14 protein-coding genes and 1 tRNA gene are annotated in these 14,026 nt (G+C 45.9%); 8 read left to right on the forward strand and 7 right to left on the reverse strand.

The window, feature by feature from the left end; translation table 11 throughout:
• Positions 1-12: 12 nt before the first annotated feature.
• The gene (locus tag CBP12_RS04045; RefSeq protein WP_086963204.1) at positions 13-1,740 is read right to left on the reverse strand and encodes an SLC13 family permease; all 1,728 of its coding nucleotides are present in this window, start codon (positions 1,738-1,740) and stop codon (positions 13-15) included.
• 121 nt (positions 1,741-1,861) lie between these two features.
• On the opposite strand from CBP12_RS04045, the gene cysD reads away from it, so the two are divergent.
• The 3 genes from cysD (at position 1,862) to cysN (ending at position 5,322) form a co-directional block, all read left to right on the forward strand.
• On the forward strand, positions 1,862-2,761 hold the full coding sequence (cysD, locus tag CBP12_RS04050; RefSeq protein ID WP_086963207.1) for a sulfate adenylyltransferase subunit CysD: 900 nt from the start codon (positions 1,862-1,864) through the stop codon (positions 2,759-2,761).
• Between the two features lie 179 nt (positions 2,762-2,940).
• On the forward strand, positions 2,941-3,288 hold the full coding sequence (locus CBP12_RS04055; protein WP_086963209.1) for a four helix bundle protein: 348 nt from the start codon (positions 2,941-2,943) through the stop codon (positions 3,286-3,288).
• Positions 3,289-3,402: 114 nt separating this feature from the next.
• On the forward strand, positions 3,403-5,322 hold the full coding sequence (cysN, locus tag CBP12_RS04060; protein WP_198341855.1) for a sulfate adenylyltransferase subunit CysN: 1,920 nt from the start codon (positions 3,403-3,405) through the stop codon (positions 5,320-5,322).
• A gap of 71 nt (positions 5,323-5,393) precedes the next feature.
• Here cysN and CBP12_RS04065 read toward each other — a convergent pair whose 3' ends face one another.
• The 4 genes from CBP12_RS04065 to prmB form a co-directional block, all read right to left on the reverse strand.
• A complete protein-coding gene (locus tag CBP12_RS04065; protein ID WP_086963212.1) occupies positions 5,394-5,690 on the reverse strand; it encodes a YfcL family protein in 297 nt (98 codons plus the stop codon).
• Between the two features lie 145 nt (positions 5,691-5,835).
• Complete coding sequence (locus tag CBP12_RS04070; RefSeq protein ID WP_086963214.1) at positions 5,836-6,363, reverse strand: elongation factor P hydroxylase; 528 nt, start codon at positions 6,361-6,363, stop codon at positions 5,836-5,838.
• 82 nt (positions 6,364-6,445) lie between these two features.
• Positions 6,446-7,531: a chorismate synthase gene (aroC, locus tag CBP12_RS04075; protein WP_086963216.1), complete on the reverse strand. Its 1,086-nt coding sequence runs from the start codon at positions 7,529-7,531 to the stop codon at positions 6,446-6,448.
• An 11-nt stretch (positions 7,532-7,542) separates the two neighbouring features.
• Positions 7,543-8,472, reverse strand: a complete 930-nt coding sequence (prmB, locus tag CBP12_RS04080) for a 50S ribosomal protein L3 N(5)-glutamine methyltransferase (protein ID WP_086963218.1) — start codon at positions 8,470-8,472, stop codon at positions 7,543-7,545.
• A gap of 61 nt (positions 8,473-8,533) precedes the next feature.
• Between prmB and smrB the strand changes: the two genes are divergently transcribed.
• On the forward strand, positions 8,534-9,058 hold the full coding sequence (smrB, locus tag CBP12_RS04085) for an endonuclease SmrB (RefSeq protein ID WP_086963221.1): 525 nt from the start codon (positions 8,534-8,536) through the stop codon (positions 9,056-9,058).
• Positions 9,059-9,115: 57 nt separating this feature from the next.
• On the opposite strand, the gene sixA is transcribed toward smrB, so the two are convergent.
• Positions 9,116-9,628 (reverse strand): phosphohistidine phosphatase SixA, encoded by a 513-nt coding sequence (gene sixA, locus CBP12_RS04090; protein WP_086965362.1) that lies wholly within the window; start codon positions 9,626-9,628, stop codon positions 9,116-9,118.
• A gap of 945 nt (positions 9,629-10,573) precedes the next feature.
• On the opposite strand from sixA, the gene CBP12_RS04095 reads away from it, so the two are divergent.
• From CBP12_RS04095 to CBP12_RS04105, 3 genes are all read left to right on the forward strand, one after another.
• Positions 10,574-11,560 carry a YeiH family protein gene (locus CBP12_RS04095; RefSeq protein ID WP_086963223.1) on the forward strand — a complete coding sequence of 329 codons (987 nt, stop codon included), beginning with the start codon at positions 10,574-10,576 and terminating at the stop codon, positions 11,558-11,560.
• Positions 11,561-11,597: 37 nt separating this feature from the next.
• Positions 11,598-12,041, forward strand: a complete 444-nt coding sequence (locus tag CBP12_RS04100) for a universal stress protein (RefSeq protein WP_086963225.1) — start codon at positions 11,598-11,600, stop codon at positions 12,039-12,041.
• Between the two features lie 170 nt (positions 12,042-12,211).
• Entirely contained in the window at positions 12,212-12,904 is a 693-nt protein-coding gene (locus tag CBP12_RS04105) for a DUF2982 domain-containing protein (RefSeq protein ID WP_232455144.1), read from the forward strand.
• 60 nt (positions 12,905-12,964) lie between these two features.
• On the opposite strand, the gene CBP12_RS04110 is transcribed toward CBP12_RS04105, so the two are convergent.
• Positions 12,965-13,052 (reverse strand) — tRNA-Ser (locus tag CBP12_RS04110).
• A 259-nt stretch (positions 13,053-13,311) separates the two neighbouring features.
• Between CBP12_RS04110 and rnt the strand changes: the two genes are divergently transcribed.
• Complete coding sequence (rnt, locus tag CBP12_RS04115) at positions 13,312-14,010, forward strand: ribonuclease T (protein WP_086963227.1); 699 nt, start codon at positions 13,312-13,314, stop codon at positions 14,008-14,010.
• The last annotated feature ends 16 nt before the right edge of the window (positions 14,011-14,026 follow it).

Consider the following 14,026-nt stretch of genomic DNA (forward strand, 5'->3'; position numbering starts at 1 on the left):
CTCCTGTGTGATTTAAAATGGAAATACCATCGGCACTAGCGTGAGCACACTGGCAGAATACAAAATGCTGACTGGCAAACCTACTTTTAGATAATCCACCATTCGATAGCGTCCAGGTGAATACACCATAAGGTGGGTCTGATAGCCAAAAGGAATAATAAAGCAAGCACTGGCTCCAAATGCCACAGCCATAATAAAAGGCATGGCATCGGCATTAAAGGCGGTAGCTGTGGATAAGCCAATCGGAAAGACTAAGGCGGCGGCGGCATTATTGGTCACTACTTCCGTTAAAATAAGCGTAATAAAAAATACCCCAATAAAGGCTCCATAAACCCCATAGCCATTACAGACACTGCGTACCGCATCAGCGACTAACTGTGCGCCACCTGAGCTTTCTAGCGCTTTAGCTACTGTCAGTGCTGAGCCGATAATCAGCCACAATTCAAAAGGAAAACGCCGGCGTAATTCACTGAGTGAGAGCACTTTAGTAACTAATAATATGGCTAGCAGTAATAATAAGCCATTGAGCAAAGGCAGCAAACTAAGGGCCGACAAACCGATAACGGTACCAAAGCCAACGAAGGCCAATAAGCTTTGTTTAGGCGCGAGTTTAGGACGTTGCAGGGTCCCACTCAGTACATGAAAATTTCGATCAATATAGCGCTGTTCTTTAAAGTCTGGCCCGACTGCTAGCAATAAACTGTCACCCACGCGCAGCGGTATTTGCCCAAGCTGCCCCGTTAGTCGGTGCTTTCCTCGTCGTATCCCCACCACGCCTGCATTAAATAAGGTTCTAAAGTCCACTTCACGCAAGGTGCGTTTAGGTAATTCAGACTCGTGGCTGATTACCACTTCCACCAAATTAGAAGCTAACAAGCGATCGACTTGGGTACCAAACAGTTGTAAGCCCGAAAAGCGTTGTAAGGTTTGTACCTTTTCCACTTCTCCGGTAAATACCAACACATCGCCCTCTTCTATTACCTCTTCTGGGGTGACGGGACTGAGCAAACGATCGTGGCGCACAATTTCCAGTAAAAATAAGCCATCGAGGTTACGTAGCTGGTTATCTTCAATGCTATTACCGATTAATGAGGAGCCTGCCATCACTTGGGCTTCTAAAAAATAAGATTGGGCCACTTCTTGATCTAGCATGCGGTTTTTCGGTAATAAACGAGCGCTGAACATTAAGCCCATTATACAAATTAGAGCTACCGGTAGTCCTACTAACGTGAAGTCAAACATGCCAAGGGCCGGTAAGCCGGCATTAATTACAAAAGAATTAACCACCAAATTAGTGGAGGTGCCTACCAAGGTCGTTATCCCACCCAAAATAGAAGCGTAAGAAAGAGGGATCAATAAACGAGAGGCAGGAATATAGCGTTGACGAGAAATAACCCCCAACAGAGAGCCCACCACGGCGGTGTTATTTAAAAATGCCGACATCATGGCCGTTAGTCCCATTAAGCGCAGACTGGCCATAGACTCTCGACCTTTTAATAGGGCATCGGATAATCGATCAAGTAAGGGAGAGCGCTCAAGAGCTAATGACACCAACATTAATACCACTAACGTCATTAATGCGGAATTAGAATAACTACTTAGCAGCGCTTGTTGGTCAATCACGCCTACAAGGACTAAGCCCACCGCCCACGAGGTGAATAAGACGGCCGGTGACCACCGCCCCTGGATCAGCAAAACCAACAAGACTCCAACCGATGCTAATACCCAATATGCTGTCATATATAACCACTCGCTCTTTAGCAGGGCTATCATTGTACCGTTATATCAAATAAACTTGATACATAGATCATCTATAACATTTGGTTATTAGCATAATCCATAATTGAGAGCGAAATCACTAATGAATCTAACGCACCTACAACGGCTTGAAGCCGAAAGTATTCACATTATGCGGGAAGTTGTAGCGGAAGCTGACAACCCGGTCATGTTGTATTCCATCGGTAAAGACAGTGCCGTTATGCTGCACTTAGCGATGAAAGCTTTTTATCCTTCTTTGCCTCCTTTTCCCTTGTTGCACGTCGACACCCGCTGGAAATTTAGCGAGATGTATACCTTTCGCGACCAAATGGTAGAAAAATTAGGATTAGAGTTACTCACTCACGTTAATCCAGAAGCCATAGAAAAAGACATCAACCCTTTTACTCATGGCTCGGCAATTCACACCGATATCACCAAGACCGAAGGCTTAAAGCAGGCATTAGATAAGTATGGTTTTGATGCCGCCTTTGGGGGTGCGCGTCGTGATGAAGAAAAATCTCGCGCTAAAGAGCGTATTTTCTCGTTCCGTACCGAGCAACACCGCTGGGATCCAAAAAACCAGCGTCCAGAATTGTGGAAGTTGTACAACGCGCGCAAACATAAAGGCGAGTCCATCCGGGTGTTCCCTATTTCTAACTGGACTGAGCTCGACATTTGGCAGTATATCCACTTAGAAAACATTCCGATTGTGCCGCTGTATCTGGCCGCACCGCGCCCCGTTGTTGAGCGTGATGGCACCTTAATTATGGTGGACGATGAGCGTATGCCGTTACAAGAAGGTGAAGTGCCGATGATGAAAAATGTGCGCTTTAGAACCCTAGGCTGTTATCCACTGACCGGTGCTGTGGAGTCAAACGCTGCCACTTTACCCGAAATTATCCAAGAAATGCTGTTAACAAAAACCTCCGAGCGCCAAGGCCGCATGATAGACCATGACTCTGCCGCCTCTATGGAGAAGAAAAAACAAGAAGGCTACTTCTAACCTGCTAACGCAGGTTAGAAGAGCTATCAGCTTTAAGCCGTCAGCTATCAGTTAAACAATTAAAGCTGAGAAATAAAGTACATGATGACCTGCTCTCTAACAGTTGAAAGTTACTCGCTTACCGTTCTCACAAGATGAACAGCCTAAGCTTAAAGTTTAAACAAGCTAGGAGCAGCAACATGAACTTTGAAAAGCTTCAGGTGTGGCAACGTTCGGTAACGCTCTCTGCAGCCTTATATAAAGGCTTAAGTGAGCTTAGAGATTTCAGTTTTCGAGATCAAATTACGCGCTCTGGCTTGTCCATTCCGAGCAACATTGCTGAGGGTATGACACGGCGTACGGACAAAGAAAAGATACACTTTTTAGTTGTTGCTAGAAGCTCATGTGCCGAATTGCGAACCCAAGTCTACCTAGGTATAGATATTGGCTACATACATGCAAAACTAGGCAAACAATGGCTGGAGGAAACCAGAGAAATCTCCGCCATGATTAATGGCCTGATGGTTAAATTGCAAAATAATGACTGATTGTTGACGGTATATCGCTATATTTTTTATGTTCCTGGTGAGCATCAGGAGCTAGTTTTTTGTGTAACTGACAGCTTAGCGCTGATCGCTTACAGCTCAAAAAGGTACTTTTTGATGAATTTATCATCTTTGATTGAAACGGATATTGAAGAATACTTGAAGGCTCACGAACAAAAGAGCTTATTACGCTTTATTACTTGTGGCAGTGTGGACGATGGCAAGAGCACCTTGATTGGGCGTTTGTTATTTGAGTCTAAAATGCTGTTTGAAGATCAACTAGCGGCCATGGAAGCGGACTCCAAAAAATGGGGTACGCAAGGCGAAGACATCGACTTTGCACTGTTAGTCGATGGTTTAGCCGCCGAGCGCGAGCAAGGCATTACCATTGATGTGGCTTATCGTTTCTTCTCTACTGATAAGCGTAAGTTTATTGTGGCTGATACCCCAGGTCATGAGCAATATACGCGCAATATGGTGACCGGTGCTTCTACCGCTGATGCTGCTATTTTAATGGTCGATGCCCGAAAAGGTATTTTGACGCAAACTCGTCGTCATAGTTATTTAATGTCATTACTGGGTATTAATCACATTGTAGTGGCTATTAACAAGATGGACTTAGTGGAGTATTCACAAGCCCGCTTCGATGAAATTATTGCCGAATATGCGGCGTTTGCTGAACAGCTAGGTTTAAAAAACGTCACCTATATTCCGCTGTCTGCCTTTAAGGGCGACAACATAGTGGAAGCTAGCCCGCGCATGCCTTGGTACAGTGCACCGCAATATCAAGCCACTACCTTAATGGATTTTTTAGAAACGGTAGAAATTGACGACATTCGCATGCAAAAAGCGCCGTTTCGCTTACCTGTACAATGGGTTAACCGCCCTAACTTAGATTTTCGCGGCTTCTCGGGCACTATTACCAGCGGCATCATACAGCCTGGGGATCGCATTCGCGTGCAACCATCGGGTAAAGAAAGTGAAGTGGCCCGCATCGTCAGTTATGACGGCGATCTTGAGCAGGCCATTGCCGGACAATCCATTACCCTCACGCTCAAAGATGAAATTGATATCTCACGAGGGGATGTGATCTCCATCGCTGAGGCACCGGCTGAAACTGCCGACCAATTTGAAAGCACCTTGGTGTGGATGCACGAAGATGCCTTGCTGCCTGGTCGTCCTTATTTACTAAAAATTGGCACCCAAACTGTTACTGCCAGCATTACTGACATTAAATACCAAGTAAACGTCAATACGCTGGAGCACACGGCGGCTAAGCAATTAGAGCTCAACGGCATTGCGGTATGTAATATCAGCTTAGACCGCGCTATTGCCTTTGATGACTATCAAAGCAATAAAGATACCGGCGGCTTTATTGTGATTGACCGCTTAAGCAATACCACAGTGGCAGCGGGCATGTTGCACTTTGCACTGCGTCGCAGTCAAAATATTCACTATCAACATGTGGATGTAAACAAAGACGCCCGGGCCAAGGCGAAGGCACAAACGCCAAGCGTGTTATGGTTTACCGGTTTATCCGGTGCGGGTAAGTCGACCATTGCCAATATAGTCGAGAAAAAACTCCATGCCTTAGGCAATCATACTTATCTGCTCGATGGCGATAACGTACGCCACGGTTTAAATAAAGACTTAGGCTTTACCGATGCCGACCGAGTAGAAAATATTCGTCGCATTGGTGAAGTGTCTAAGCTAATGGTAGATGCCGGCTTAATTGTACTCACCGCTTTTATTTCGCCCTTTACTGCTGAGCGTAGAATGGCACGCGAGCAGTTAGCTGAGGGGGAGTTTATTGAAATATTTGTTGATACGCCGCTCGCAATTGCTGAAGAGCGCGACGTTAAGGGCTTATATAAGAAAGCGCGAGCCGGTGAGTTGAAAAACTTTACCGGTATCGACTCCGCTTATGAACGCCCAGAAGCGCCTGAAATCCACTTAGACGCCGCACGCTTAAGTGTAGAAGAAGCCGCTGACTTAGTAGTGAGTGAATTACGTAAACGTGGCGTGATCCACGGTTAAGTAAAATGAGTCAAAAAAGGAGCCTTAAGGCTCCTTTTTTATGGTCGCTCACTAATCAGTAAGTTAGCGATTTATGAGGCGCTGGTACTAATAGCTTCTACTCTATTAAGTAAATAAGCCCAAAAATTTTCTACTAACGCTTGGTCTGCTTCATTTAGCTCACCAGCCATAATGGCGTCATTAAGGCTGCGATTAACCCGTGACTTAACATCACGTAAATGCGTGCGGCCATCAATATCACACTCGGCAACAGATAAGGTAATGTGGCCTCGTAAGTAACCACCGGCAAATAACTGATCATCAGTAGCCGTGACAATATTGTCATCAATTTCAGCCAGTAGCCGGCGTTCAAATTCAAAAATATCCATCTCTTAACCTCAACTAGGGGGTGCTACCCGCTGTAATATATGATTATCTCTTCCCCTAATAAATCAGGGCGATGCTGTTTTTTAACGCTAATAAGTGCTTGGCAATCATGTTACTTAAGGGTGGTACAGTATTAAAAAGGCCCTATTACAAAGTAAAATCACCGGCATTTGGCAAAGGTTGCTGAAAATAAGCACTTAACGCCGCCATTAACTGCTGCACTCGTACAGGAAAGCCATTTTTCAAGTAAAGAAGAGCTTGTTCGCGCACTTTCGCTTTAAAAGCGTGTCTGTCTGGCTCTACACTGCCATTTAAGTTATCGCAGCTTACATTAAAAGCAAAACCACAGCATAGCGATAATGCCCATTCAATAGCTTGTGGTTTAACTTCCACCGCTTCAAATTGCGCTTGCTGAGTCGCATCTCGACCATCGGGACAATACCAATAGCCATAATCTTCTTGCTGGCGACGCGCCTCACCCGCTAATAACCAGTGAGCGACTTCATGTAGCGCACTGGCAAAATAACCATGAGCAAACAGTATTCGATGATGCCTTACTTTAGCGTCTGCCGGTAAATAAATAGGCTCGTCATGGCCGCGCTCAAGGCGAGTATTGTAACTGTTGGCAAAAGTTTGGTTAAACACCACAATGAGATCTTGATAGCAAAAAGACATAAAAAAGCGGTCCTCAATGAAGGACCGCTATTCTACCTCGCGCTCTCGACTAAGCAAAGTCAGTGCGTTCGCGCCTAAAAGGCTAAGTTAATTTTGGCGTATGCGTCATTACTTCTGCATTTTGCCCACGATGCATTAAAAAATGATCTAATAACACTATGGCTAACATAGCTTCAGCTATGGGTACCGCACGAATGCCAACACAGGGATCATGGCGCCCGCGCGTGACTAACTCTGCAGCTTCCCCTTCAGTGCTAATGGTATTACCAGACACCATAATACTAGAAGTGGGTTTAAGGGCGATGCTGGCCACTATATCTTGGCCACTGGAAATACCGCCTAATATACCGCCAGCATGGTTACTGGCAAAGCCATCGGGGTGCATTTCATCGCGGTGCTGAGAGCCTTTTTGCTCCACAACGTCAAAGCCATCACCAATTTCTACGCCTTTTACCGCATTAATACTCATTAAGGCATGGGCGATATCGGCATCTAAGCGATCAAAAACAGGCTCACCCAGTCCAACGGGGACGCCTTGGGCGATGACTTGAATTTTGGCGCCAATGGAATTTCCCTCTTTTTTCAAGTCGCGCATATATTGATCTAGCGCGTCTAATTGTCCAGCATCGGCAAAAAAGAAGGGATTAGTCTCAATAATACTTTTATCAAAGGCTTCAGCTTTGATAGGTCCCAGCTGAGTGAGGTGAGCAAAGATAGACACCCCATATTTGGCTAATACTTTTTTAGCAATCGCGCCAGCAGCCACGCGCATCGCCGTTTCACGGGCAGAAGATCGCCCACCGCCACGATAATCACGAATACCGTATTTTTGGTGATAGGTATAGTCGGCGTGTCCGGGGCGAAATAGGTCTTTAATGTCGGAGTAATCTTTGGAGCGCTGATCGGTATTTTCAATCAATAGACCAATAGAGGTGCCCGTGGTCCTACCCTCAAACACGCCACTTAAAATACGCACTTCGTCCGCTTCACGCCGCTGAGTGGTAAAGCGTGAGGTCCCGGGCTTTCGTCGATCAAGATCTTGTTGTAAGTCAGCTTCGCATAACTCAATACCAGGAGGTACGCCATCAATAACAGCGCCTAGGGCAATGCCATGGCTTTCACCAAAGGTTGAAACGCGAAAAAGGGTGCCAATACTGTTCCCTGCCATAGTCACTTCCTTTATAAATTAGTAAATTGTGATTGAAATGGTTCAAGATCACGGTAGCTAATAACACACACCCCGTGTCCACCATGTTCAAATTCTATCCAAGTGAGTGGCAATTCAGGATAAGCCTGCTCCATGTGTATCTGGCTATTGCCCACTTCTAAGACTAACAAGCCCTCTTCACTTAAAAACTCACAGGCTTGAGCTAATAAGCGCCGAGTAAAGTCTAAGCCGTCAAAGCCAGAAGCCAAGGCCAGCTCTGGCTCATGGTGAAACTCTTGTGGCAAGTCACTCATGTCTTCTTCGTCAACATAGGGCGGGTTAACCACCATTAAATCGTACTTATCACCTTTAGGCAGTGCTGAGAAAAGATCCGACTCAATAGGCGTAACTTGTTGCTCCAAGCCATGATTTTGAATATTAATTTCAGCCACATCTAGCGCATCACGAGAAATATCTAGCGCGTCCACTTCTGCATCCGGAAAGCTATGAGCCAGTGCAATCGCGATACAACCTGAGCCCGTACACATATCTAGAATACGTTTAGGCTCCAGTGCTAACCAAGGAGCAAAGCGGCTCTCAATTAATTCCGCAATGGGTGAGCGTGGAATAAGCACTCGCTCATCCACATAAAACTCATAGCCACCAAACCATGCCGTGTGCGTGATGTAGGGCGTAGGTATGCGCTGCTCAACGCGGATTTTTAACGCATCAAACAACACTTGGCGCTCATGGCTCAATAAACGAGCTTGTTGGATTTGCGGCGGGCAACCTTGAGGAAGGTGCAATAGCGGCAGAATTAATTGCACCGCTTCATCCCAGGCATTGTCGGTACCGTGGCCATAAAAAAGGCCCGCTTGTTGAAAATGACTAACACAATAACGCAGCCAATCGCCTATGGTGTGCAACTCTATAAGAGCTTCTTCATTAAAAAGCGTGTCCAAAACCCCTCCGCCTCGCTAAGATGGCTATTTTTATCTATTAAATATTACGGAATGTATCACCATGCCCCCCTCCTCTTTACCAGAAGACGACGATTTCATGCTTTTTAAAGCAGCGGTGCAAGGTGTGCGCAAAATAAAGCAGGATACCATAAGTCCCCATCGGACGCCGGTCAAGGTAAAAGCCCAGCGACAACAGGTTCGTAAAGACCGCGCCCAAGCACACCCTTTTTCCGATGTGTATGAGCCCTACTTAGAACAAGAAGGCCCTACTCGCTATCGAGAGCCTAATACCTCAGCTTATGAGTTAAAAAAATTGCGCCGTGGCGATTATATGCCGGAGTTTTTTCTCGACTTACATGGCTTAACTCAAGAGCAAGCCAAACAAGAGTTATCAGCATTATTATTGGCCGCCAAACGCCAGCATGTAGAATGCGTCTCTATTATGCACGGCCACGGTAAAAATATTTTAAAGCAACGCCTGCCCATGTGGCTGGTACAACACCCACAAGTACTGGCTTTTCACCAAGCCACTCGCGCTTGGGGAGGAGATGCAGCACTACTGGTATTGCTAAAAATTGAGAGTTAAGTCAGCGCCAAAAACAACAATACCGAGCTAGGCTCGGTATTGTAAATTGCTATGTGCTTAGCCTAAAGAGCGTAGAGCCTGAAAGGTAGGCTTATATAGTGCTTGGATATTATGCGGCCCTTCAAGCCAAGACAAAATGCCGCCACTGCCCGCCTTTAAGCTGATATTGGCGATGCCAGAGGTAACAAATATCGGCGCCATCATGCCCGCACACAAGCTTTCTACTAAATAGCCCACCATCGGCATATGGCTCACCACTAATATATTACCATTCGGATAAGCACTGGCATGAGCCAACACTAAACTGGCACTTAAGTCAGCATCGCAATTAGGTGTGAGCTCGTCACAGGTTTCAACGTGGCTGGCGGGTATGATAGTTGCCATCTGTTGCCACGTTTGTTGTGCTCGTAAATATGGGCTTACCAGCACCAGATCAAAGTGTGGCACTTGAGGCGCCAGCCAGCGAGCCATTAAGCTCACTTCATCTATTCCTTGCTCAGTCAAGGGTCGTACTGCATCACTAAACGCGTCTGGTGTTGCTTGACCATGGCGCATGATAAAGATATTCATCCCCACCTCACTTTCAGGCGAACCCGCCTTCATAACGGCGGGCATCATACCCCTGCAGGTAATTGGGCTCAAGGCACTAGCGTACGTTTTATCGCCGACTTTTGGCTTTGAGCATGCCAACTTCAAGAAAAGACTAAAGAAATTTATCTTAAAAAACTAACTTAACGCCCTTTTTAACACGCTAGTTTCATGAGCTAATGGCGGTTAAAAAATCTTGCTTTGACTTTATAATAGCTAAAATTAGTCCTAACTAGACGAAGATGAGTCTCTATTACTCTAGCATGCGCGCTTATAACACGCTGGGCAGACCAATCAGCAGCCAAAAAAAACTGGCACTAGGCCAGTTAAAAAACTCATATTAGGTGCATAACATAAAAAACGCTGACGCTAACTATTTATCGTTAACACAGAGCTCGACTGAAGCTTAGTTGAGCCCGCCAGCTAAGCTCACCCTAGCGCCTATCGATAGTTAGTTTTATGATCTGAATCAAAAATTTGACTATTGCTAAGCGCCTTAACGTCGGCGTTTCTTCTCAGTTTTTATCAAAATTACACAACTTATCAAGGCTAAGAGAATAAAGCCTAAACCAAACAACGCGGGTATCGCCAGCTCACCCAGCAACTCCCAGAAAACGTCTTGTACTATGTCCATCTCATCACCTTTAGCGACGCCTCAGATTAGCGCCCTGAGCCTGCCTCGCTTGTTGCATAGCAATAAATGTGTGCGTTAAGCGCGTAATGACACTCCCTATCTTTAGCGAAAGTGCGTATTTGCTCTGTTAGCGCAGCTATTTTCGCTCAATATTAACATGACTTTACAACGGAGAGAGGCCCTTCTCAAAATTTGTTAATCAATTTATTTGATAAATAAAGTCAAAAACTTCAATTTTTATCGCATCAAAAATTGGCATACACTCAATCCATATTGTAAAAAGGAATATCGTTATGCCTAAAATCATTAAAGGCCTGTTACTCGCCGCCTTCATCACGCTTGCCAGCATTTTATTAACCGATGTGCTGCATAGCAGTATTAGCCCGTTAATTTTTGCCATTGTATTGGGGCTGATTATCGGCAACCTTCGCCCTCAGTTAACGGCTGGCAGCTGGCATCCAGGTTTAGATTTTTGTAAAAAAAGATTACTGCGCATCGGTGTCGCTTTTTATGGCATTAATATTACTTTGCAACACATTGCCGATGTCGGCACAGCGGCATTAGTCGTCGATGTCATTATGTTGTCTTCTACCTTATGCCTTGGCTATTGGATTGGACATAAATGGTTTGGCTTAGATGCCCCTACTAGCTTGCTCGTGGGCGCTGGCTCTGCCATTTGCGGCGCAGCAGCCGTGTTAGCCGCCGAGCCGGTGGTTCGAGCTAAACCCCAACAAGCCACCTTGGCAGTGGGCACTGTGGTTATCTTTGGTACTATCGCCATGTTTTTATATCCCATTATGTATCCTCTGCTTGGCTTAGACCAAGAAAGCATGGGTATTTTCACCGGCGCTACGATTCATGAAGTAGCCCAAGTGGTTGCAGCGGGGGATGCAATTAACAGCGAAGTGGCTCAAACCGCGGTGATCACTAAGCTCACTCGAGTCATGATGCTAGCACCCGTGTTAGTACTGTTAGGTCATTGGTTAAGCCGCAAGCAAGGAAGTGATGCGGTGCGTCCTCCACAGCCTTGGTTTGCTTATGGTTTTATTTTAATTGTCATTATTAACTCTGTACTCAATTTACCCGCAGCCTGGGTAGGCGTTATTAAGCATCTAGATATCTGGGCATTAACCATGGCCATGGCCGCGCTGGGCTTGAGCACCCACATTAGCGAGCTTAAGTCTGTCGGCTGGAAACCCATGGCACTGGGCGCCATACTCTTTATACACTTAATGGTGGCCGGTCTTACCGTCACCCACTTAGCCACCACTTGGCTTTAAACCTTAAGGCTGACTTGGTAATTAAAAGGGAGCCATCATGCCCTATCACAATATTTTGCTGGCACTTGAGCTAAACCATTATGAAAAACCCTTACTGAAACGGGCACTAGACTTAGCGGAGTTTCACAATGCAAAATTACATATTATCCATGTCGCACCTGAGTTAGGCTCTGTGTATACCGGCAGTTTAAATTTGGACTTACGCCAACTTAAGGCCAAGCTGCGTATAGAAAATGGCGCACAAATTATGCAAATGCTCAAAGACGAAGCGTACAATGCCAACAGCATTTCGCTACCTGGCGGCGATATTCAACAAGCAGTACGCCATACTGTACAAGCGCTTAATATCGACCTACTCATTTGCGGCCGTCAGCAATCGCGCCCTTTTTTTGGTCATCTCTTTTCTAATTCCAGTGGATTTTTAGATATAGATGGATGCGATATATTGGTTATAAAGCTAAGTGATAAAGCCAGTCATTAGCTAAGTGGCACTTTGCTACATAACACACAAAAACACCGCCTTTAGGGCGGTGTTTTACCTTTAACGTAAGTTAAATTGTCAAAACTGTATTTTAAGACTATTTGATAATAAAGCAGTGTGTATGATAAGCACAGACTCACTCATATAACTTAATAAAGAGGTGGCACTCGGTGCTGGCAACACAACATATAGAGCCCACTGCTCGTCATAATGGCTTAACGCTGACCGTAGCAGGTTTAGGTTTAATGCCGCTCATTTTAGCGGTGGGCTATTGGCTAGATGGTCGCGGCCAACTCGTGATAGTGTTTATCTTTTTAGCCGCCATGATCATGGCGTTATTAGGGGTGTTAAAATTACGAGAGCCCGAGTTTAGCTTTACGCTTAGTGCTGAGCATTTACACTTTCATCACAAAGTCGGCGGCTGGAGCTTACATTGGAGCAATGTACAGCGCATCGATCAGCCGCGCTTAACTCGTGGTATGGAGCTAGTGGACTTACCCTATGTGGGCATTAAAATTCGTGATTACGATGCGTTCCTGCCCTTAATGACGCCCCGCTTAGCGGTACATATCTTAACTGAACAACGCCCCTTACTCTCAATGGCACTGCGCTATGGCGCCATTAGCCGCCATGAGCTCCATGATTGGCTTATTGAAGACAGTCAGTTTCGCTCAGCAGGGGGCCATCAATACACGGGGCTTACCGCTATGCTGGGGCATCGCTTAGGGCATTTACGAGATTTATACGGCTATGACTTACTCATTCACGAGTCTTCCCTAGATCGCGATGCAGGCGAGTTTGCAAGCTTACTGCGCACTTACTTAGCTAGCTCACGGGCGCCGCAGCATCTACCCCAAGAATAAGCAACACTGTTAAACAAACACAAAAAAACCCTTGTGTTAACAAGGGTTTAATTGATAATTTGGCGGTGAGGGTGGGATTCGAACCCACGATACGTTGCCGTATACACGCTTTCCAGGCGAGCTCCTTCAGCCACTCGGACACCTCACCAAATTGTAGTCATACTTAATTTAAAAGTGGTATGTCACTTTGCTAACTAAATCGAATCTTGTTCGTTCAGCGGGGCGTATAGTAAGCAAGGCTGAGCTAAGGTGCAATGTTTTTTTGGCCAAAGGCAACCGTTTGCACACTTAACCAGCACTTTGCTTATTTTAGAGCTAAATCGTCGTGAGTTTTTGCGAGATAGGCGACGATGGTCACTGATTAAGGCATAATAGCCTCCCAGTTTTGATGGTGAATTAGGACAATAATGACGGCAACCGCAACTTTAACTCAGCTTAATGAACGCTTTCGTGGTTACTACCCTGTAGTGATAGACGTAGAAACCGGCGGCTTTAATGCCAAAACCGACGCCTTGCTAGAGATTGCCGCTATTACGCTTAAAATGGATAAAAACGGCTGGTTGGTTCAGGATCAAAGTTTTCATTTCCATGTCGCTCCGTTTGAAGGAGCTAACCTTGAGCCCGCTGCCCTCGCCTTTACCGGCATCGACCCTCATAGCGCACTGCGTGGCGCGGTGAGTGAACGTGAAGCGCTCGACCATATCTTTAAAGGGATCCGCAAAGGCTTAAAAGCCAATCATTGTCAGCGCGCCATTATGGTGGCGCACAATGCGTCTTTTGATCATGGCTTCGTTATGGCCGCCGCTGAACGCGCCGAGTTAAAACGCAACCCCTTCCACCCCTTTGCAACTTTTGATACGGCAACACTTGCCGGCCTCGCCTTAGGGCAGACGGTGCTTGCTAAAGCGTGTAAAACCGCGGGCATTCAATTTGATAATAAAGAAGCCCATAGCGCCCTCTATGATACCCAAAAAACCACCGAACTTTTTTGCTCTATTGTTAATCGCTGGAAAAGCTTAGGTGGCTGGCCGCTAGCTCCCGTTGAAAACGAGGCTGTCGGCTCAGAAATCGCCTCTTGTGCCAGCACCGACTCATCAGCCTCCTAACTTAAGAGCAAAATGC

Origin of the sequence: Oceanisphaera avium, from assembly GCF_002157875.1 — a bacterium.
Classification (GTDB): Bacteria; Pseudomonadota; Gammaproteobacteria; order Enterobacterales; family Aeromonadaceae; genus Oceanimonas; species Oceanimonas avium.

Excerpts from the sequence above, each read along its gene's own strand:
- aroC (WP_086963216.1), bottom strand. The coding sequence starts at position 7,531 with ATGGCAGGGAACAGTATTGGCACCCTTTTTCGCGTTTCAACCTTTGGT.
- CBP12_RS04065 (WP_086963212.1), bottom strand. The coding sequence starts at position 5,690 with ATGGATATTTTTGAATTTGAACGCCGGCTACTGGCTGAAATTGATGAC.
- CBP12_RS04070 (WP_086963214.1), bottom strand. The coding sequence starts at position 6,363 with ATGTCTTTTTGCTATCAAGATCTCATTGTGGTGTTTAACCAAACTTTT.
- cysN (WP_198341855.1), top strand. The coding sequence starts at position 3,403 with ATGAATTTATCATCTTTGATTGAAACGGATATTGAAGAATACTTGAAG.
- CBP12_RS04100 (WP_086963225.1), top strand. The coding sequence starts at position 11,598 with ATGCCCTATCACAATATTTTGCTGGCACTTGAGCTAAACCATTATGAA.
- sixA (WP_086965362.1), bottom strand. The coding sequence starts at position 9,628 with ATGAATATCTTTATCATGCGCCATGGTCAAGCAACACCAGACGCGTTT.
- CBP12_RS04055 (WP_086963209.1), top strand. The coding sequence starts at position 2,941 with ATGAACTTTGAAAAGCTTCAGGTGTGGCAACGTTCGGTAACGCTCTCT.
- CBP12_RS04095 (WP_086963223.1), top strand. The coding sequence starts at position 10,574 with ATGCCTAAAATCATTAAAGGCCTGTTACTCGCCGCCTTCATCACGCTT.
- CBP12_RS04045 (WP_086963204.1), bottom strand. The coding sequence starts at position 1,740 with ATGACAGCATATTGGGTATTAGCATCGGTTGGAGTCTTGTTGGTTTTG.
- smrB (WP_086963221.1), top strand. The coding sequence starts at position 8,534 with ATGCCCCCCTCCTCTTTACCAGAAGACGACGATTTCATGCTTTTTAAA.
- cysD (WP_086963207.1), top strand. The coding sequence starts at position 1,862 with ATGAATCTAACGCACCTACAACGGCTTGAAGCCGAAAGTATTCACATT.
- rnt (WP_086963227.1), top strand. The coding sequence starts at position 13,312 with ATGACGGCAACCGCAACTTTAACTCAGCTTAATGAACGCTTTCGTGGT.